Raw genomic sequence first — 18,743 nt, forward strand, 5'->3', positions numbered from 1 at the left:
GTACTTCCGCTCAGAAAGAAGATTAGAGAGAGCAAATAGTTGCGGTATACAGCTACTATGAACAGTAATAGCGAACAAGAGTTAGAAATCAGAGAGAAAGTAATGTGTTTACTTTCTCTCTTCTTTTTGCTAAAATATTCTCTGCTACAAGAAAATTGTACGAGGATATTTTAAGGAGTGAGAGGGAATATCCGAGACAGACAGCAGGAGGAAAACAATATGTTGAAAAAGGTGTTTAAGCTTAAAGAAAATCACACCGATGTCAAAACTGAGATTCTTGCAGGTATTACGACATTTATGACGATGGCGTATATCCTGGCAGTCAATCCAAGCATTCTTTCCGCAGCGGGTATGGATCAGGGGGCAGTCTTTACTGCAACAGCACTTGCATCACTGATCGGTACGCTGTGTATGGCAGTATTCGCAAATTATCCATTTGCACTTGCACCTGGTATGGGACTGAATGCTTACTTTGCTTATACTGTAGTAATCGGTATGAACTACTCATGGCAGACTGCACTGACTGCAGTATTTGCAGAGGGTATTATTTTCATTATTCTTTCCCTGACGAATGTCAGAGAAGCGATCTTCAATGCGATCCCAACTTGTCTTAAGACAGCAGTCAGCGTTGGTATCGGATTATTTATTGCATTTCTTGGACTTCAGAATGCCAATATCGTTGTCGGAGGATCTACTCTGGTACAGCTCTTCTCCGTAGATGCATATAATCAGGCAAATGGAGTGGAAGCAAGCTTCAATAACGTTGGAATTACTGTACTTCTTGCAATCATAGGTGTGCTGATTACAGCAATCATGGTGATTAAGAACATCAAAGGAAATATCCTCTGGGGTATTTTGATCACATGGATACTTGGAATCATCTGCCAGATAGCAGGTCTTTATGTACCGAATCCGGAGATCGGATTCTACAGTCTGCTTCCGGATTTCAGTTCCGGACTTGCAATTCCAAGCCTTGCACCGGTATTTGGAAAGCTTGATTTTAAGAATGTATTTTCACTGGAATTCGTTGTTGTAGTATTTGCATTCCTTTTCGTAGATCTTTTTGATACACTCGGAACTCTGATCGGTGTATCTACAAAGGCAGGCATGCTTGACAAAGACGGAAAGCTTCCGAGAATTAAAGGGGCACTGATGGCAGATGCAGTTGCAACTACAGTTGGAGCAGTACTCGGAACTTCTACAACAACAACATTCGTAGAGAGTGCTTCTGGTGTAACAGAAGGAGGACGTACAGGTTTAACATCCCTGACAACAGCGATCCTGTTTGGAATTTCCCTTTTCTTATCACCAATCTTTCTTGCAATTCCGTCCTTTGCGACAGCTCCGGCACTGATCATCGTCGGCTTCTATATGCTGAGCAATGTGGCAGGAATTAACTTCAGTGATTATAGCGAAGGAATTCCGTGCTTTATCTGTATCGCGGCAATGCCATTCTGCTACAGTATTTCAGAAGGTATTTCCATGGGAGTGATTTCTTATGTAGTAATCAACGTACTTACAGGAAAAGCAAAAGAAAAGAAGATCAGTGTACTGATGTATGTACTGGTGATACTGTTTATCCTGAAATATATTTTCTTATAAGATGATGATACCAGGGTCAAAAAGGTCAGAAAGCCGATGCAAGCTTGTTGAGCAATGGAGCAATCTGATTACACCAGTGAGCGGCAAAATTTATTTTTGACACTCACATCATAAGATAAAAAGAATATGGGGATATGTGAAAGCACAGGGACTGTCCGGTAACGGATAGGATTCTGTGCTTTTTGCGTGTCAGAATCGGTGCCGGGTGAGATACTTTGGATTGACTAGCACCCGTACAAATTGCTATAATGGAAAAAGACAAAACAGGGAATCACAGGGGAAAATATATGAATTTACTGACAATGGAACATGTATCCAAAGCCTATACGGATCGTGTGCTTCTGGATGATGTGGGATTTGGAATCAATAAAAATGAAAAAATCGGTGTGATCGGAGTCAACGGAATGGGTAAATCCACTTTGCTGAAAATCGTTGCCGGAATCGAAGAAAGTGATGCCGGAACGATCAGCATGGGGAATCAGGTGAAGATCTGCTATCTTCCGCAGACGCCGGTATTTGAAGCAGGAACAACAATTCTTCGCGCGGCAACAGAAGGAAATTATGATGAGCTGAACCGCTGGACGATCGAGGCAGAAGCAAAGTCTATGCTGAATCAGCTTGGATTTACCGATTATGATGAAAAGATTGAGCATATGTCCGGTGGACAGAAGAAAAGGGTGGCACTTGTCCGGGCACTTTTAACACCGGCAGACATTCTGGTCCTTGACGAACCGACGAACCATTTGGACAATGAGATGTCCGAATGGCTGGAAGAATATCTGATCCAGTTCCGGGGAGCGATCCTGATGGTTACGCATGACCGTTATTTCCTGGACCGTGTGGTAAATCGTATCGTGGAAGTTGATCATGGGAAATTATATAACTATCCAGGCAATTATTCCGAGTTTGTGCGTCTGAAAGCCGAGCGTCAGAACATGGAGCTTGCCACAGAACGTAAGAGAAAAAGCCTTTTGCGTACGGAGCTGGAATGGCTACACCGCGGCGCAAGGGCGAGAAGTACCAAACAGAAAGCGCATATTGACCGGATTCATGCTATGCAGGAAATGAAAGATATTCAGGAAGAAAAGCGAGTAATGCTGGATTCTGTGGCTTCCCGTATGGGGAATAAAACAATCGAACTTTCCGGAATCTGCAAATCTTATGGAGAAAAGAAGCTGATCGAAGATTTCTCTTATATTTTTCTGAAGAAAGACCGAATCGGAATTATTGGACATAATGGATGTGGAAAATCGACGCTGCTCAAGATTATCAACGGGATCATAAAACCGGATGTCGGAACTATTGAAATTGGACAGACAATCAAGATTGGCTATTTCTCGCAGGAGAATGAATATATGGATGAATCCGAGCGTGTCATTGATTATGTAAAAGAAGCAGGTGAGTACATTGCAACTTCTGACGGGAAGATTACCGCGTCCCAGATGCTGGAACGATTTCTTTTTGACGGGGCAATGCAGTGGTCACGGATTGAAAAGTTATCCGGAGGCGAGAAACGGAGACTTTATCTACTACGTGTTTTGATGGAAGCACCAAATGTACTGATCCTGGATGAGCCAACCAATGATCTGGATATCCAGACGCTGACAATCCTGGAGGATTATCTGGATCATTTTGATGGTATTATTCTGATTGTATCCCATGACCGGTACTTCCTGGATCGTACTGTCAGTCGTATTTTTGCATTTAATGGAGGTGGGAAAATCCGTCAGTCGGAAGGTGGATACTCCGATTATCTGATCCGTGTGGAGCTTGAAAAACCGAAAGACGGACAGACAATTGCAGAAAATATGTCAGATGCAGCTTCTGCACAGACCGGTGAGTCTGACAGCAAAAAGACCTGGAAGCAGCGGGAAAAAAAGCTGAAATTTTCTTATAAAGAACAGCGGGAATACGAGACGATCGATGAGGATATCGCAAAGCTGGAAGAGAAGATCGAAAAGCTGGATCGGGAGATGGTTAAGAATGCCACCAATTCCGTGAAGTTGTCCGAACTTATGAAAGAGAAAGAAGAAACAGAGACAACACTGGAAGAAAAGATGGACAGATGGGTGTATTTGAATGATCTTGCTGAGCAGATAGAAAATCAGTAAAGTGATTGACAGATTTACAGATGATAAAGTATAGGTAGTGAGAATCATATCAATGTATTCGAAGGAGGAGAGGTATATGATGTGGAATAGAGCAGAACTTAAAATGAGAGGCAATATAGCATTTAAGAAGAATTATGTGTCAGCCGTTGTAGTTGCGCTTCTGATGGGAATCTTTGGCACAGTCTCTGGCGAATCCAGTGCAAGACGGGTAAGTGAGAATTCAGATATATATAGTGGAAATTTATTTAATGTGGGAATGATTACCGGATTGCTTGCAGGAATCGCAACGGTAGTAATACTGATTGTCCTTGTGGCAAAAGTATTTGTAGGTAATCTCCTGAAAATGGGTGGATACCGGTTCTTTATCCTGAACCAGACTGCACAGCCGGGAATCGGAACATTGCTTGACGGTTTCCGTTCCGGACATTATGTTAATATTGTTCTTACCATGTTTTTAAGAGATTTATTTACTGCACTTTGGAGTCTGCTTTTGGTGGTACCTGGAATCGTTAAGCATTATGAATATCTGATGGTACCATATATTATTGCTGAGAATCCGGCAATGGATTACAAAGAAGCATTCCAGATCAGTAAACAGATGATGGATGGAGAAAAAATGGAAGCATTTATCATGGATTTGTCATTCCTTGGATGGTATCTGCTGAGTGCGGTTACCTGTGGACTTCTTGCGATTTTTTATGTAAATCCGTATGTACAGGCATCCTTTGCGGAGATGTACACATTCAATAAGCAGAAGGCTTATCAGGAGGGATATATCCGGTAAGAGTTTCAGAAGGATAAATTTTAAAATATAAGAATAGAGCGCAGACGCTGGCTTAAAATGAAGCGTCTGCGCTTTTATTTAGTGGGCGGCCTTCTCCGCAAAGGTAGTCGTAACTAGTTCTTCATAAGGAACACGCTCTTTCAGCTCACCGGAGTTTTCCAGAATATCCTGCAGCAGATTGAAGCTTTCTTCGTTGAAAATCAGATCCGATTTCCAGGTGTCTTGTTCGTAGTAACGGCTGACAATGGTTGTAATTGTAGCGAGATCGGTTTCCTTGAACTGTGGTGCAATGACTTTTGCAATCTCTTCCGGAGTGTGGGACTGAACGAAATCCATTCCTTTTTGCAGGGCATTGGTGAATTTCTGAATGATGTTCGGATTAGCATTCAGATAACTTGTTTTGGCACTATAGGCGGTGTATGGGACATAGCCGGAATCAACGCCGAGAGAAGCAACGACATAACCGGAATTTTCCGCTTCAAGGGCAGTAGCGCTCGGTTCAAATTCGATGGTATAGTCTGCCTGCCCACCGGAAAATGCAGCAGCGGTTGAACCGAAATCAATACTCTGGTTGATAGAAAGATCCTTCTGTGGATTAATTCCGTTTTTTTTCAAAATGTATTCAAAGACCATTTCCGGCATGCCACCTTTTCTTCCGCCAAGAACGTCTTTTCCTTTCAGATCATCCCATGAAAAATCCGGCATTTCTTCACGTGCGACCAGAAAGTTTCCGGCGCGCTGCGTAAGCTGCGCGAAGTTTTTGATGACATCATTTGCACCCTCCTGGTAAGTATAAATCGAAGATTCACTTCCCATAAAGCCAATATCTGCCTCACCGGAGAGGACGGCGGTCATAACTTTATCCGCCCCAAAACCAGTAACAAGAGTCAAATTAATTCCTTCATCAGCAAAATACCCATTTTCAATCGCAACGTATTGCGGGGCATAGAAGATAGAATGGGCGACTTCGTTCAGTGTCACAGAGACAGGAGAAGAATTGGTGTCATGACTGGCTTGGGAAGTGACGGTTTCAGCTTTAGGATTCGTAGCATTATCATCGGCAGGTGCAGAGCTGCAAGCTGATAAAAGGCCGACAGTTATAGCAGAAACAAAAAGTAAGGATATAAAATTTTTTTTCATAAGTCCTCCTGGGTGGTATAACATTCTCATTTAAGATATGCAAAAAATGTGAAATTGGTGTTTTTATCTGATAGCCAATCGCTCTCCGCTGAAGATTTTGAAACTCCAGAACAACCTGCAACTAAAAGTCCCTTATTTTATCATATAATTTATCCGAGTAATATGGCAGATAAATAATAGCAAAAGTATAAGCCATATGTTTCGCTTCGGCTAAGTCATTTGTCCTTTTTTCACCATAATATTTGCTCATAAGTGGCTGACTTCCATCACCTACGCCCTGCAATATCAGGTTGATGATCACCAGTGAAATATTAGGAGTCAGAGCAAGTCCGAAAGGAGCGAGTCCTGCCTTAAAAATTGATTTGCATAGAGAACCGAATTCACCAGCATTTGCACAAATTTCCAGTTTCTTTTTTACCACAAAATGCACAAGAACCGAAAACGGTTTGTTGATTAATTTGTCCCAAGAGAGTAAACTGAAACATAAGACATTTGGGGTGTGTGTATCTGAGAAAAACTGAAAAAAGATAAAATAATGGAGGTGCGGTTATGGGATTCTGGATTTTTATGCTTATAATGGATTTACTGATTCCGTTTACAATGATCGGCTTCGGAAAAATGTTTTTGAAAAAAGCACCGGATCAGATCAATTATGTGTTTGGTTACAGAACATCAATGTCAATGAAGAATCAGGACACCTGGGTATTTGCACATCATTATTGCGGAAAGATCTGGTATATCTGTGGACTTATTCTTTTGGTGGTATCTTTAATTGTGTTACTTCTGGTTATGGGAAAGTCTAATGATGCCATAGGAAATGTCGGGGGAATTCTGTGTGTATTTCAGATGATTCCACTGGTGGGTTCGATCATACCGACGGAGATTGCACTCAGAAAAAATTTTGATAAATATGGAAATAAAAGATAAATCAGGAGGATGCCATGAAAATAGCAGTATTTTTCCCAGGAATTGGTTATCATTGTGATAAGCCACTTTTGTACTATGCAAGAAAACTGGTTCAGGAATATGGATATGAAAAGATAGTCATGCAGGAGTATTCCTATAATGGCAAAAATATACGCGGCGATAAAAAGAAAATGCAAGAGGCATTTGAGTGCTTGTATGCGCAGGCAGAAAAGAAGCTTGAAGAAATCGCATTTGACGAGTACAGTGAAGTTTTATTTATTTCCAAAAGCGTAGGAACCATTATTGCATCCGCTTATGCTGAGAAATATAAGATAAAATGCTGCCAGATTTTGTATACCCCGCTTGAACAGACTTTTATGTTTGAACATGATGATGCAATTGCATTTATTGGAACTGCGGATCCGTGGAGCGATGTAAAAAAAGTAATTGCATGTTCAAAGAATCAGGCAGTTCCGATTTATGTGTATGAGGATGCCAATCATTCATTGGAAAAAGAAAATATTTTACAAAACATTGATATCCTGAAAAACGTAATGGAAAAGACACAGAAGTATTTGCGGTAGCTATTTCAGGAAGATCAGAAAAAACTGATAGAGTAAAAAAATCAGGTTGTGGAGGAGAAGATGAGATTAAGGAATATCCTGATTGTCGTAAAAGACATTGAAAAATCAAAGAAATTCTATCATGATCTGTTTGGTCTGGATATCATTCTGGACAATGATGGAAACGTTATTCTGACAGAAGGACTTGTTTTACAGGACGAAAAAGTCTGGAAGGATGTTACAGGAAAAGAAGTTGTCCCGGAGAATAATTCCTGTGAACTTTATTTTGAAGAGCGGAATATTGAAGCATTTACTGAAAAATTAGAAAAACTGTATCCGGAAACCAAATATGTCACCAGGCTGATGATGTACAGCTGGGGACAGAAAGTGATCCGTTTTTATGATCTGGATGGCAATTTGATTGAAGTCAGGACACCGATGCGGGGATAAAGAGAAAATAACATACATCAGGAGGACAACAAAATGGCAGCGGTACTTTTACGTGCAGCATCTCTGGCGTTTGTCATGGTTTTTGGAATTTTATTGAAAAAGACGGGAATCGTCGGCAATCCGGCAAGGGTACTCCGAAAGGTTGAAAAATAGAAAATTTACGAGGTGAGAGAAGATGAAGATAAAATCAGTTGCAGTTTTAGGTGCGGGAGCAGTAGGCTCTTATGTGATCTGGGGTCTTTCTGAAAAATCAGATATCCGGCTTGGAGTAATCGCTGAAGGAGAAAGAGCAGAACGTTTGAAAAAGAACGGATGTGCGATCAATGGCAAGACTTACCATCCGGAAGTGTGGACTCCGGATGAGGCACATGACGTGGATCTGATGGTGGTTGCTTTGAAATACGGTTCACTGGAAGGTGCTTTGGAGAGTATACAAAAAGCAACAGGCGAGCATACGGCGATCATGAGTCTGATGAACGGTATTGACAGCGAAGAAATCATTGGCAGAACAGTGGGAATGGAGCATGTGTTACCGGCACTGATCAAAGTGGCTTCACATAAAGAGGAAGACGGTTATCATTTTGATCCACCGACCACACTTGGAATCATTTTCGGAGAACCGTTCGCGCCGTTCGACAGCGAGCGGGTGAAAGCAGTGGAAGAGTTATTTGCAGATACCGGGATTCATTTCCGCTCCACAGAGTATATTCAGGAAGAGATCTGGTGCAAGTTTTGCCTGAATGTGTGCAGCAATCTGCCGCAGGCGATTCTGGGAGCAGGCGTTGGATGTTACCGTGACAGCGTGCACATGAAAGCAATCAGTGACGGATTAAAAAGAGAGCTGGAAGCAGTCGCACAGGCAAAAGGAATCGATATGAGCAAGACCGAAAGCTCGTCCGGACGAGGAAGTGCGGTCCCACCGTCAGCCAGATATTCCACCTTGCAGGATCTGGATGCCGGATGCCACACGGAAATCGATATGTTCTCCGGCGCGCTTGTTCGGATGGGAAAAGAGCTTGGAATCCCGATGCCGTATAATGAATACACCTATCATATGATCAAGGCGCTGGAAGAGAAAAACGATGGTAAATTTGATTATACCGGGAAGGAAGAACTGACCTGGTCAAAATAGAAAATATAGAGCGGGTATGTTATGCAGAAATCAGCATAAATTAAAATGTGCGATTTCGGGACGAGATGTAAGATCAGATTCTCGTAAAAAGAACAACATAAAATGAAAAAAAGAAAGAGAGAGAAAGCATGAACGAATTATATGAAGCAATTGAAAAGAAAATCAAATCATCCGGATATCCGAGACTGATTTCCGGAGAGGATGTATACGATGATATCTGTGATCAGATTGAAGGAAAGGAAAATGGAGAATATATTTTACTTTCCAAATTTGATGATGATGTCGTGTTTGAATATCATATCACGATTCAGGATGATGATTTTAATCTTGGAATCCTGACCATGAAGACACCGGAAGGCGTATTTGAAGTAGATTTTGATGAGGAATAGAAGATGAAGATTACCGTTTATCTTGGTGCAAATGAAGGAAATGTTTTCCGAACGTCTGGAATTTCTCCAGAATAATTTTTATTCTTATGGCGAATATGCCCTGGTTGGAACAAAGGGCTATTGCTATGAAGGAAAAGATACGATCGAACATTTTGAAAAGCTGCGCAGCCGGGAAATCGAGCGCCTGCGGGTTTCTTTGGAGATGGCGAAAAAAGAAGGATACCAGAAATTTACCGGGATGATTTTTGTAGAAAATGAGACAAAGGATGTTCTATGCTTTTTCATGTTATAGTAGTAGTTACCAGCGTAAATATAAGGAACGGTTTCGAACAAAAAGAGCGAAACCGTTCCTTATTTGGTTGATAGAAGTCACTCACATTTCTTCGGATCAATTTTTGGCGGCCGATAATGATAGACTTCTTCGTAGGATTCCAGCTCAGCTCTGTTTGTGGGACCGACAGGGATCAGACCGGTGCAGTCCTGCGCAGATGCTGCATTAGACAGATAATCGTAGGAATCGATGATCTTCTGATTGGATTTTTTGCGGGATGAAATATCAGAATGTTTTTCTTTTTTCATGGGGACCTCCTTATCTGATATGGCACAGGCAGAAAAAAGTGAAAATCTTAAAAACTGCCGGCAGGATAAGATAAGTATGTGCTGATAGGTAGAAAGTATGTATGAAAAAAACGGTTTCTGCCTCATTTGGGTTTGAAAACTATGTGAGATAGAAAGAAAGCCGTCTGTTAAACGCATCAGGGCAAAAAAATACTTGCATTCTGAGTTTAAGAAGACCATAATAGCAAAGGGATTTTTTTGAAATTATTTGAAATCAGGAATGAAATAAGAGAGAAGCAGAGAAAAAAGGGAGTTAAAAGAAAATGGAACAAAAGCATATGTTCACAAATAAAATGATTGCAGATCTTCTGATACCGGTCGTTCTGGAACAGCTTCTGAACTCCATCATGGGAACAGCGGACACAATGATGGTAAGCAATGTGGGATCTGCGGCGATTTCAGCAGTATCGCTGGTGGATTCGATCAATGTGCTGGTGATCCAGGCGTTTTCTGCGCTGGCGGCAGGAGGTGCGATCGTCTGTGCACAGTATATCGGACAGAAGAATGTGAAGCGGGCAAATGAATCCGCAAGGCAGGTGCTGTTTATTATTACGGCAATTTCGGTTGTGATCAGCCTGATCTGTCTTGTTTTCCAAAAGCCGATGCTGCGTCTGATCTTTGGATCAGTGGAGGCGGAGGTCATGCGTGCGTCGGAAATTTATTTCTTCTACACGGCACTGTCCTTTCCGTTTATCGCAGCTTATGATTCGGCAGCATCGATTTTCAGGGCACAGGATAATACGAAAGGTCCGATGCTCATTTCCATGATATCCAATGTGATGAACATTGCAGGAAATGCAATGCTGATCTGGGGATTTCATATGGGTGTTGCAGGGGCAGCACTTGCAACTCTGATTTCACGTGTTTTCTGTGCAGTTGTAGTTCTGGCCCAGCTGCGTCAGGACAGGCAGCCGATCGTGGTGCGTGATTATCTGAAAATCCGTCCAGATTTCCGGATGATCCGGAGAATTCTAAGTATCGGTATCCCGTCAGGGGTAGAGAACAGTATGTTCCAGCTTGGAAAGCTTGCGATTCAGTCCTCCGTATCAACGCTCGGCACAGTGGCAATCGCGGCACAGGCAATGACGAGTATTCTGGAAAATCTGAATGGAATTGCAGCAATCGGAGTTGGCGTTGGGTTGATGACGATTGTTGGACAGTGTATTGGGGCTGGCAGAAAAGATGAAGCGGTTTACTATATCAAAAAGCTTTGTATGATTGCGGAAGTGATTCTGATCATCAGCTGTCTGAGTGTATTTGTGCTGACAAAACCGATCACGATCCTTGGTGGTATGGAAAAAGAAAGTGCGGATATGTGTATCCATATGACGATGTGGATCACGATTGTAAAGCCATTGGTATGGATTATGGCATTTATCCCGGGCTATGGTATGCGCGCAGCCGGGGATGTGAAATTTTCAATGCTCACATCTTGCACGACGATGTGGCTGTGCCGTTTTTGCCTCAGCGTATTTATGATTCGGATAGTTGGTGTCGGAGCGATGGGCGTGTGGATCGGAATGTTTTCAGACTGGACACTCCGTGGGATTATTTTTTCGTGGAGATTCCACAGCAGAAAGTGGCTGAAGCATCAGGTGATTTGAAATTCTTACATAGATTTTACATGGCAGATCCTTTGGATTTTACATACCTTTGTTAAGATTCTGTTAAAGGTAAGGAATTTGGAAAGGAAGATGTAAAATGAGAAAGCTGTGGGATTTCTGGAAGAATAAAAAATATGGAAAAAAGAGTATGACAGGATGGTTTCTGCTGACGAATGCATTATTGTGTGGGGTTATAGGTGCAGCACTTTGGGGAGTTGTCAGTCTGGTGGTGTTAAAAGGAATATCCTGGCTGATCATATTTGCAGGATATGCGATTGTTTTCCCGGGATTCCTCGGAGGTGTACTTTTTGCAATGAATGCGGAAACAACGATGGATGAATTAGAGATAAAATAAACAGACAGAGAAGCGGAAATATCAGAAATGGTATTTCCGCTTTTTTCAATACAAATGATGAGGATTGCGAGAGTGCAAAGCACGTCGCAATCTGGTATCAAAGGGGTCAAAATACCTTTTGCCACAACATTAAATGATGTGAATGTCAAAAGTGAATTTTGATTCTTACATCATACAAATACAAATTTACAATTTTTACAGATTGTATAGAAAGAAAATACGGAAAAGACTGGTTATTATAGAGCTGATTTGGTAAAATAAAGACAATAATAAGAAGCAGGTGATGAAATATGGACAGTCAGAAGAAAGATCCGCTCTATAAAAGTTTTGGATACGCATTTGAAGGGATTGGTACCTGTATCAAAAAAGAGCGGAATATGAAGATTCACTGTGCGGCAGCGATTCTGGTAGTGATTGCCGGAGTGATATTGAAGATCTCATCGCTGGAATGGTGCATCTGCCTGACACTTTTTGGGCTTATCATGGCGCTGGAGCTGGTCAATACCGCAGTAGAAGCGGTGGTCGATCTGGTGACGGAAGAGCGGAAGCCACTTGCAAAGATTGCAAAAGATACAGCAGCAGGTGCGGTTCTGATCGCAGCAATTATGGCAGCGATCGCCGGGATTATTATTTTTCTGCCAAAGGGGCTTACATTCCTTGGGTTTTAAAGCAGATTGAAATTGTGAAAGGAGATAGACGTTATGGGAAGTTTAGGAGATGGAGTTAAGAAAGTATTACTTGCAGGGATTGGTACAGCAGCAGTAACTGTAGAAAAGTCAAAAGAGGTTCTGGATAAGATGGCAGAACGTGGAGAAGCAGCTGTAGAACAGGGAAAAGTTCTGAATCAGGAACTTCGCCACAATATCAAGAAGACTGTAAAAGAAAATGTCAATGTTTCTGTTAAGACATCTTCACCGGAAGAACTGGACGAGCTGCTTGATAAGATGACACCGGAGCAGATTGAACAGCTCAAAGAAAGAATTTATGAGCGTGAAGCAGCAGTTTCTGAAGAAGAAACAGAAAAAGTAGAAGAAGCTGTAGAACAGGCAGGAGAGACGGCTGAAACTGTTGAAACAGAGACGGCAGAGGAAGCAGCAAAAGAAGTTGAAGCAATCGAATCTGGCAACGAGGACATGAATGAGTAACAAAAACCAGCCAAAAGAGTCAAATAAATATGGTTCCAGACTGCGGGAGATGACAGCAGTCCTCAGAAAACATGGGATTACCGGTGGACTTACCCCGGAAAAGCTCCGGCTGATCCTGGAGGATCTGGGGCCGACTTATATTAAGCTTGGTCAGATCATGTCACTGCATTCCGATATTCTTCCGAAAAGCTATTGTGAAGAACTGATGCGGCTTCATTCCGAGGTGACACCGATGCCATTTGAACAGGTAGCAGAAGTGATCCGCAAGTCCTACGGTTATGAGTGGAACGAAGTGTTCCAGAGCATTGATGTGCATCCACTGGGATCAGCATCGATCGCACAGGTCCACCGGGCGGTTCTGAAGACTGGGGAAGACGTTGTCGTCAAAGTTCAGAGGCAGGGCATCTATAAGGTAATGTCCAGAGATATCAGTCTGCTCCACAAAGCGGCAAAGCTGGTCCCGCCAGGTACGATCAAGGACATGGTGGATATTAACATGGTTCTGGACGAGCTCTGGACTGTCACCCAGCAGGAGATGAATTTTCTTCTGGAGGCAGCCAGTATGGAAGAATTTGCCCAACGCAATCAGGATGTGGCTTTTGTTACAACGCCTCGGCTCTATCGCGAATATACGACCAACCATGTGCTAGTGATGGAATATATTGATGGATTTGCAATCAACGATAAAGAAAATCTGCTGGCAAATGGCTATGATTTGAATGAGATTGGAACAAAGCTTGTAGATAATTACATTCGCCAGGTTATGGAGGATGGTTTTTTTCATGCTGATCCGCATCCGGGCAATGTGCGTATCCGTGATGGAAAGATTGTCTGGATCGATATGGGAATGATGGGAAGACTTACCGAGCGTGACCGGGAACAGATCAGTAATGCAGTCAAAGGTGTGGCAGAGAATGACATCGGTCTGATCCAGGAAGCGGTGATGGCACTTGGCGAGTTCCGCGGAAAGCCGGATCAGAGCAAGCTGTATGAAGATATCAATAATCTGATGGCAAAATATGGAACGATTGATATGGGTGATATCGATATTGCGGAAGTTATGCAGGATCTGATGGAAGTTATGAAGGAAAATAAAATTTCCATGCCTCATGGACTTACTATGCTTGCAAGAGGACTCGCCAATATGGAAGGTGTGCTTGCCGAGATCAGTCCGCAGATCAACATGGTTGAGATTGCGGCGGCACGGATGAAGGAGAGCTTTCTGACGAAGGAACAGTGGAAAAAAGAGATAAAGAATGATGCAAAAAGACTGTATCGTTCTCTTCACAAGGCAATGGATATTCCTTCCCTTGCAGCAGACATCCTGCAGGGTCACATGAAAGGACAGACCAGAGTCAATCTGGATCTTCATACTTCGGATGAACTTTCCGGGTTGCTCAGGAGGTTGGTGCGGAATATTGTAATGGGACTGTGGGTGATGGCACTTCTGATCAGTTCCAGCATTATCTGTACAACCAATATGCAGCCAAGGTTGTGGGGGATTCCGGCAATCGGTGCGTTTGGATATCTGATGGCATTTGCCATTGTAATGTATGTTTTTATCAAACATATCTTTTCAAAAAAATAAATAAACAGGGGGAAAAGAGATGCGGAAGGAGTTTTATACAGGGCATCTTTTTGATGTATATCGTTATTTTGGAGCGCATAAAGAGGGTGAAAATTTTATTTTCCGTGTGTTTGCACCATCGGCAAAAGGAGTGTGCGTATTTGGAGAGTTCAGTAACTGGACAGAGATCCCGATGTATCAGGAGGGACAGAGCGGTGTATATGTGTCAGAGCCGATTCCGGCGAAGACTGGTCAGCTGTATAAGTACTGCATTTACACAGCAAATGGAGGAAGGGTAGAGCACTGTGATCCATATGGCTTCCAGATGGAATTAAGACCAGGAGATTGCTCAATCTTAACGGATCTTTATAGTTATAAATTTAAGGATGAAAAATGGATGAAGAACCGGACAGTCGGATTTGACAGTCCGGTCAATATCTACGAGATCCATGCAGGATCCTGGAGAAAAAAAGGAGAAGGGCAGACCGACTGGTATACTTATATTGAGCTTGCAAAGCTTCTGATTCCTTATGTAAAAAAGAATCATTATACTCATATTGAGATGATGCCACTTTCCGAGCATCCTTTTGACGGATCCTGGGGATATCAGAATACCGGATTTTTTGCGCCGACCGCACGTTATGGAACACCGGATGAGCTGAAAAAATTTGTGGATGAGTGTCACCAGGCAGGAATTGGTGTGATCATGGATTTTGTTCCGGTACATTTTGCAGTCGATTATTATGGCTTGAAAGAATTTGACGGAACCTGTCTGTATGAATATCCAAATGCGGCAGTAGGTGAAAGCGAATGGGGAAGCTGTAATTTCATGCATTCCAGAGGGGAAGTACGATGTTTCTTACAGTCGGCAGCAAATTACTGGCTGAGTGAGTTCCATTTTGACGGAATCCGTATGGATGCAGTCAGCCGTCTGATCTACTGGCAGGGTGACGAGGCCAGAGGTGTTAACGGGACGACACTGGATTTTCTGAAGGTGATGAACCAGGGACTAAAGTCCCTTCATCCGACAGCCATGCTGATCGCAGAAGATTCCACCAATTTTCCAGGTGTTACCAAACCGATTGACCAGGGAGGACTTGGTTTTGATTACAAGTGGGATCTTGGCTTCATGCACGATACACTGGAATATTTCCAGAGTGCACCAGAATACAGAAGCAGAGATTATCATAAGCTGACATTCTCGATGATGTATTATTATAATGAGCATTTTTTGTTGGAATACTGTCATGACGAAGTGGTACATGGAAAGGCAACGATTCTCCAGAAGATGAACGGAGAATATGAGGATAAGTTCCCGCAGGCAAGAGCTATGTACCTGTATATGATGGCGCATCCTGGTAAGAAGCTGAATTTCATGGGAAATGAATTCGGTCAGCTTCGCGAGTGGGATGAAAGCCGCGAGCAGGACTGGGATATCCTAAAATATCCGCTCCATGATGCATTTCACCGTTATATGATCGAACTGAACCGTATCGGTCAGGAAAATGATGCATTCTGGCATGATTATGATCCGGAGAATTTTAAATGGCTGGACTGCCATCAGGAAGAACGCTGTATCTATGCGATCAAAAGAAAAGGAAAAAATAAGAATTTTATCGCGATATTCAACTTCTCAGACGAAGAACAGGAAGATTACGAACTGGATACCGAAGAAGAAGGAAAACTCAGTGTGATACTGGATACGGACTGGGATGAATATGGAGGAAATACAAAAAAGAAAAAGACATTGCCGGCAAAAGCAAAAAAAGGGACGCATGTGACGCTGGACCTGCCGCCGTTTTCGGGGATTTTGCTGATGAGTTAGGTGGTGGGGAAAGGGACGCCCGGGGCAGAACGATATTTCTGCTTTCGGGCGCGCTTTCGCTCCGCAAAAAACGCAGCGGTACTAAGTTCGGTGATACCGCAAGCGTTATCCCCTCACTAAGTGCCGGCGTTTTTTGAGGGCCCGCCAGCAGAATTATCGTTCTGCCCCGGGCTGTGCTATGACACCAGAACCGCATCGGCGAAGGGGGGAAGACGGCACCATACTAAGCGCACAAAAAACTAATACCAGGGGGGACGGCATCCGCTGCGCATCGCCTGGATGTGGTGTCTGACGGGAAGTGGTGGCAATGGATTTGCAGAAGTACTGGAGGTATATTGATAAGGTATAAAGTTTACGTTCCTGAGCAACCTATCCCACTGAAATTAAAATAGTATTTTCCCAGTGCGGCAGCGAAGCGCCTCCGCACAACTTGTACTGGAGCGACAAACGCAAGCACCCATGCATTCGGAATGAACCCCATCGGAAACGTCGGTACTTAGTGAGAGGATGTCGTCAGACATCATCGAACTTAGTATCCGCTACGTTTGCGGACTAAGCGCGAGCGGGGGTGAATCCGAATCCATGGGTGCGTAACTTTGTCAACCACCTACAACTTACAAACCTCCCTGTCGTAAGTCATCAGCCCGTTTATTTCATCTTCGATGTCGGAGAGTTGTGTATATACTGCTCCGCACAATCCCTGTTCTTTGAGGGGGGTGATTTCTTCAGACATAAGTTTATGATAGGCTGCCTGGAATTCTTCCTGTGAAGAGCAGATTTTATATCCGTATGTCTTGCCGGAGCAGGTATGTCCTTTAACCGGGCAGGTGTAGCCTCCGTATTCGGAGATGACGAAAGCGCGGTCAGATGGAGTTACGAACTGCTTTGCAAAGTAGTTATGTTCACTTTTGAAATCTCCCTGCCGTCTGTCAAACCAGCCACTGGCGGAATCGATGAGCCGGGTGTCATCCAGTTCGCGGAATAAGGCAGTGAGCTTTTTTGAATCAAACTGTCCCCAGCCTTCATTGAAGATTACCCAGGTGCTGATGCATGGGAATGCTTTTAGGGCAGTGACAGTTTCTTTGCATTCACGGATGAATTCTTCTCTGCCATGTACATTTTTCCTGCCGAAGAGAGGATGAATCCGGTCACTGGTGTGAAGCTTGAATTTTGGAAAGAGTGCAGGCAGCCAGGTCATGAACGGAGCATTGTAGGTGCCACCGTTTACCATGTCCTGCCAGACGATCATTCCAAGGCGGTCGCAATGATAATACCATCTTGCAGTCTCGACTTTTACATGCTTACGGATCATGTTGAAGCCGAGATTTTTCATGGTCTGGATATCATAGATCAGCGCTTCATCAGATGGTGCAGTGTAAAGCCCGTCCGGCCAGTATCCCTGATCCAGGACTCCATTCAGAAAAAGTGGTTCATGGTTCAGGCAGAAGCGGGGAAGTCCTTTTTTATCCGGTTCGATGGTAAAGGTACGCATTGCAAAATAGCCGGTGACTTTATCTTCGCCTGCCTGTATCTCAATTGTATAAAGATAAGGATCATCAGGATTCCAGGGATGCATATTGTTGACGTCACAGTAGCAGGAGTAACAGCAAAGAGAGTCAGACTGATTGGTGCAGATCCCTTTGGAAATCAGGCGACCGTCCATGTCTCTGACGTGACAGACAACCGCTTCGGCATCGCTGCATCCGGAAATCGGATGATTTAAAAGAAGGGATACGTGTACCGTCTCTTTTTCATATAGAGGGGTGAGTTCCAGTTTTTTGACATAGACAGCCGGAACCCATTCCATCCATACTGTTTGCCAGATTCCACTCTGGGCGGTGTAGAACATTCCGCCACGCTTTAATTTCTGTTTTCCAACACTGTGATAAGAAGTGTCGGAACGGTCTTCAATGTGTACAGTCAGAGTGTTGCAACCCACCTGCAGAGCATCTGTGATATCAGCAGAAAATGGAAGATATCCGCCGATATGTGAGACAACTACTTTTCCATTTACCAGAACTTTCGCATACTGATCGACTGCACCAAAATGCAAGATGCACCGGGATCCGTCGGAAGGAAGGCACTTGACCGACAGCAGGCGCTCACAGAGCATTTTTTCGTGCGGCTTTAACTGGAAACCGGCACCGGAAAGAGGGGCTTCCGGAGAAAAAGGAACGAGAAGAGTTCCTTCTTTGGTTATGGTATTTTTTTTTGAAAGAACTGTGTAATTCCATTCTCCATTCAGGTTGATATATTGATCGCGGATCATTTGCGGACGTGGATATTCTTCCAGTATGTGCTGCGGATCAAGAGCTTTTCCCCAACGGGTAGTCAGTGTCTGATGGGAAGCTTTTCTGGGAAAGATCCGTACACTTGCAAGTGCTGCTAAAAGATTCATAAAAAAACCTCTTTCGTTAAATATTCTTATAGTCTATTGTACCATGTGACAACAAAAACACCGCACATTTTATAGAAATTTTAGAAATGAAAACAGTGGGGAAAAACGGATTGTAAAAAAGAAAGAATCAGTTTATCATAAGAATATAAGAAAA

The 18,743-nt window shown here is 43.2% G+C and carries 19 protein-coding genes; 15 read left to right on the forward strand and 4 right to left on the reverse strand.

Translation table 11 applies throughout. The features are described from left to right. The first annotated feature begins 219 nt into the window (after window positions 1-219). From PGR14_RS03050 to PGR14_RS03060, 3 genes are all read left to right on the forward strand, one after another. Window positions 220-1,602, forward strand: coding sequence for an NCS2 family permease (locus PGR14_RS03050; RefSeq protein WP_173686199.1), 1,383 nt, complete (start codon window positions 220-222; stop codon window positions 1,600-1,602). 287 nt (window positions 1,603-1,889) lie between these two features. Next, window positions 1,890-3,713, forward strand: a complete 1,824-nt coding sequence (locus PGR14_RS03055; protein ID WP_055157738.1) for an ABC-F family ATP-binding cassette domain-containing protein — start codon at window positions 1,890-1,892, stop codon at window positions 3,711-3,713. Window positions 3,714-3,792: 79 nt separating this feature from the next. Then, window positions 3,793-4,497 carry a DUF975 family protein gene (locus PGR14_RS03060; protein WP_270223026.1) on the forward strand — a complete coding sequence of 235 codons (705 nt, stop codon included), beginning with the start codon at window positions 3,793-3,795 and terminating at the stop codon, window positions 4,495-4,497. 78 nt (window positions 4,498-4,575) lie between these two features. Here PGR14_RS03060 and PGR14_RS03065 read toward each other — a convergent pair whose 3' ends face one another. Next, window positions 4,576-5,637: an ABC transporter substrate-binding protein gene (locus PGR14_RS03065; protein WP_055249297.1), complete on the reverse strand. Its 1,062-nt coding sequence runs from the start codon at window positions 5,635-5,637 to the stop codon at window positions 4,576-4,578. 121 nt (window positions 5,638-5,758) lie between these two features. After that, the gene (locus PGR14_RS03070) at window positions 5,759-6,058 is read right to left on the reverse strand and encodes a hypothetical protein (RefSeq protein WP_243272611.1); all 300 of its coding nucleotides are present in this window, start codon (window positions 6,056-6,058) and stop codon (window positions 5,759-5,761) included. A gap of 128 nt (window positions 6,059-6,186) precedes the next feature. On the opposite strand from PGR14_RS03070, the gene PGR14_RS03075 reads away from it, so the two are divergent. The 6 genes from PGR14_RS03075 to PGR14_RS03100 all read left to right on the forward strand — a co-directional run bounded on the left by PGR14_RS03075 (window position 6,187) and on the right by PGR14_RS03100 (window position 9,369). After that, window positions 6,187-6,564 (forward strand): SdpI family protein, encoded by a 378-nt coding sequence (locus tag PGR14_RS03075; protein WP_117558887.1) that lies wholly within the window; start codon window positions 6,187-6,189, stop codon window positions 6,562-6,564. Window positions 6,565-6,578: 14 nt separating this feature from the next. Continuing rightward, on the forward strand, window positions 6,579-7,127 hold the full coding sequence (locus PGR14_RS03080; RefSeq protein WP_055249293.1) for an alpha/beta family hydrolase: 549 nt from the start codon (window positions 6,579-6,581) through the stop codon (window positions 7,125-7,127). A 60-nt stretch (window positions 7,128-7,187) separates the two neighbouring features. Then, the gene (locus tag PGR14_RS03085; RefSeq protein ID WP_173686233.1) at window positions 7,188-7,556 is read left to right on the forward strand and encodes a VOC family protein; all 369 of its coding nucleotides are present in this window, start codon (window positions 7,188-7,190) and stop codon (window positions 7,554-7,556) included. A 175-nt stretch (window positions 7,557-7,731) separates the two neighbouring features. Then, window positions 7,732-8,688 carry a ketopantoate reductase family protein gene (locus PGR14_RS03090; RefSeq protein ID WP_270222958.1) on the forward strand — a complete coding sequence of 319 codons (957 nt, stop codon included), beginning with the start codon at window positions 7,732-7,734 and terminating at the stop codon, window positions 8,686-8,688. A gap of 128 nt (window positions 8,689-8,816) precedes the next feature. After that, a complete protein-coding gene (locus tag PGR14_RS03095; RefSeq protein WP_008369481.1) occupies window positions 8,817-9,077 on the forward strand; it encodes a hypothetical protein in 261 nt (86 codons plus the stop codon). A 31-nt stretch (window positions 9,078-9,108) separates the two neighbouring features. Beyond that, on the forward strand, window positions 9,109-9,369 hold the full coding sequence (locus PGR14_RS03100; protein ID WP_243272612.1) for a hypothetical protein: 261 nt from the start codon (window positions 9,109-9,111) through the stop codon (window positions 9,367-9,369). A 77-nt stretch (window positions 9,370-9,446) separates the two neighbouring features. Here the strand turns inward: PGR14_RS03100 and PGR14_RS03105 are convergent, their stop codons facing one another. Then, entirely contained in the window at window positions 9,447-9,656 is a 210-nt protein-coding gene (locus PGR14_RS03105; RefSeq protein WP_270222959.1) for a hypothetical protein, read from the reverse strand. 302 nt (window positions 9,657-9,958) lie between these two features. Here PGR14_RS03105 and PGR14_RS03110 point away from each other — a divergent pair, with 302 nt between their 5' ends. From PGR14_RS03110 to glgB, 6 genes are all read left to right on the forward strand, one after another. Beyond that, window positions 9,959-11,299, forward strand: coding sequence for an MATE family efflux transporter (locus tag PGR14_RS03110; RefSeq protein WP_008369476.1), 1,341 nt, complete (start codon window positions 9,959-9,961; stop codon window positions 11,297-11,299). A gap of 97 nt (window positions 11,300-11,396) precedes the next feature. Beyond that, window positions 11,397-11,654 (forward strand): hypothetical protein, encoded by a 258-nt coding sequence (locus PGR14_RS03115; protein WP_055262273.1) that lies wholly within the window; start codon window positions 11,397-11,399, stop codon window positions 11,652-11,654. 290 nt (window positions 11,655-11,944) lie between these two features. Then, window positions 11,945-12,322, forward strand: a complete 378-nt coding sequence (locus tag PGR14_RS03120; RefSeq protein ID WP_008369472.1) for a diacylglycerol kinase family protein — start codon at window positions 11,945-11,947, stop codon at window positions 12,320-12,322. A gap of 33 nt (window positions 12,323-12,355) precedes the next feature. Then, window positions 12,356-12,799 (forward strand): phasin family protein, encoded by a 444-nt coding sequence (locus PGR14_RS03125; protein ID WP_270222960.1) that lies wholly within the window; start codon window positions 12,356-12,358, stop codon window positions 12,797-12,799. Further along, window positions 12,792-14,387 carry an ABC1 kinase family protein gene (locus PGR14_RS03130; RefSeq protein WP_022220317.1) on the forward strand — a complete coding sequence of 532 codons (1,596 nt, stop codon included), beginning with the start codon at window positions 12,792-12,794 and terminating at the stop codon, window positions 14,385-14,387. Before PGR14_RS03125 ends, PGR14_RS03130 begins: the two co-directional genes overlap by 8 nt. A 19-nt stretch (window positions 14,388-14,406) precedes the next feature. Next, the gene (glgB, locus tag PGR14_RS03135) at window positions 14,407-16,191 is read left to right on the forward strand and encodes a 1,4-alpha-glucan branching protein GlgB (protein WP_270222961.1); all 1,785 of its coding nucleotides are present in this window, start codon (window positions 14,407-14,409) and stop codon (window positions 16,189-16,191) included. Between the two features lie 607 nt (window positions 16,192-16,798). Here the strand turns inward: glgB and PGR14_RS03140 are convergent. Next, complete coding sequence (locus PGR14_RS03140; RefSeq protein WP_270222962.1) at window positions 16,799-18,589, reverse strand: glycoside hydrolase family 2 protein; 1,791 nt, start codon at window positions 18,587-18,589, stop codon at window positions 16,799-16,801. Window positions 18,590-18,743 lie beyond the last annotated feature (154 nt).

The sequence above is a fragment of the Coprococcus sp. AF99-45 genome (assembly GCF_027663865.1).
GTDB lineage: Bacteria > Bacillota > Clostridia > Lachnospirales > Lachnospiraceae > Allocoprococcus > Allocoprococcus comes.

Coding starts and splice junctions, on each gene's coding strand:
- PGR14_RS03060 (WP_270223026.1), top strand. CDS start 3,793: ATGTGGAATAGAGCAGAACTTAAAATGAGAGGCAATATAGCATTTAAG.
- PGR14_RS03140 (WP_270222962.1), bottom strand. CDS start 18,589: ATGAATCTTTTAGCAGCACTTGCAAGTGTACGGATCTTTCCCAGAAAA.
- PGR14_RS03120 (WP_008369472.1), top strand. CDS start 11,945: ATGGACAGTCAGAAGAAAGATCCGCTCTATAAAAGTTTTGGATACGCA.
- PGR14_RS03115 (WP_055262273.1), top strand. CDS start 11,397: ATGAGAAAGCTGTGGGATTTCTGGAAGAATAAAAAATATGGAAAAAAG.
- PGR14_RS03085 (WP_173686233.1), top strand. CDS start 7,188: ATGAGATTAAGGAATATCCTGATTGTCGTAAAAGACATTGAAAAATCA.
- PGR14_RS03075 (WP_117558887.1), top strand. CDS start 6,187: ATGGGATTCTGGATTTTTATGCTTATAATGGATTTACTGATTCCGTTT.
- PGR14_RS03090 (WP_270222958.1), top strand. CDS start 7,732: ATGAAGATAAAATCAGTTGCAGTTTTAGGTGCGGGAGCAGTAGGCTCT.
- PGR14_RS03055 (WP_055157738.1), top strand. CDS start 1,890: ATGAATTTACTGACAATGGAACATGTATCCAAAGCCTATACGGATCGT.
- PGR14_RS03130 (WP_022220317.1), top strand. CDS start 12,792: ATGAGTAACAAAAACCAGCCAAAAGAGTCAAATAAATATGGTTCCAGA.
- glgB (WP_270222961.1), top strand. CDS start 14,407: ATGCGGAAGGAGTTTTATACAGGGCATCTTTTTGATGTATATCGTTAT.
- PGR14_RS03050 (WP_173686199.1), top strand. CDS start 220: ATGTTGAAAAAGGTGTTTAAGCTTAAAGAAAATCACACCGATGTCAAA.
- PGR14_RS03065 (WP_055249297.1), bottom strand. CDS start 5,637: ATGAAAAAAAATTTTATATCCTTACTTTTTGTTTCTGCTATAACTGTC.
- PGR14_RS03100 (WP_243272612.1), top strand. CDS start 9,109: ATGAAGGAAATGTTTTCCGAACGTCTGGAATTTCTCCAGAATAATTTT.
- PGR14_RS03105 (WP_270222959.1), bottom strand. CDS start 9,656: ATGAAAAAAGAAAAACATTCTGATATTTCATCCCGCAAAAAATCCAAT.
- PGR14_RS03125 (WP_270222960.1), top strand. CDS start 12,356: ATGGGAAGTTTAGGAGATGGAGTTAAGAAAGTATTACTTGCAGGGATT.
- PGR14_RS03080 (WP_055249293.1), top strand. CDS start 6,579: ATGAAAATAGCAGTATTTTTCCCAGGAATTGGTTATCATTGTGATAAG.
- PGR14_RS03095 (WP_008369481.1), top strand. CDS start 8,817: ATGAACGAATTATATGAAGCAATTGAAAAGAAAATCAAATCATCCGGA.
- PGR14_RS03110 (WP_008369476.1), top strand. CDS start 9,959: ATGGAACAAAAGCATATGTTCACAAATAAAATGATTGCAGATCTTCTG.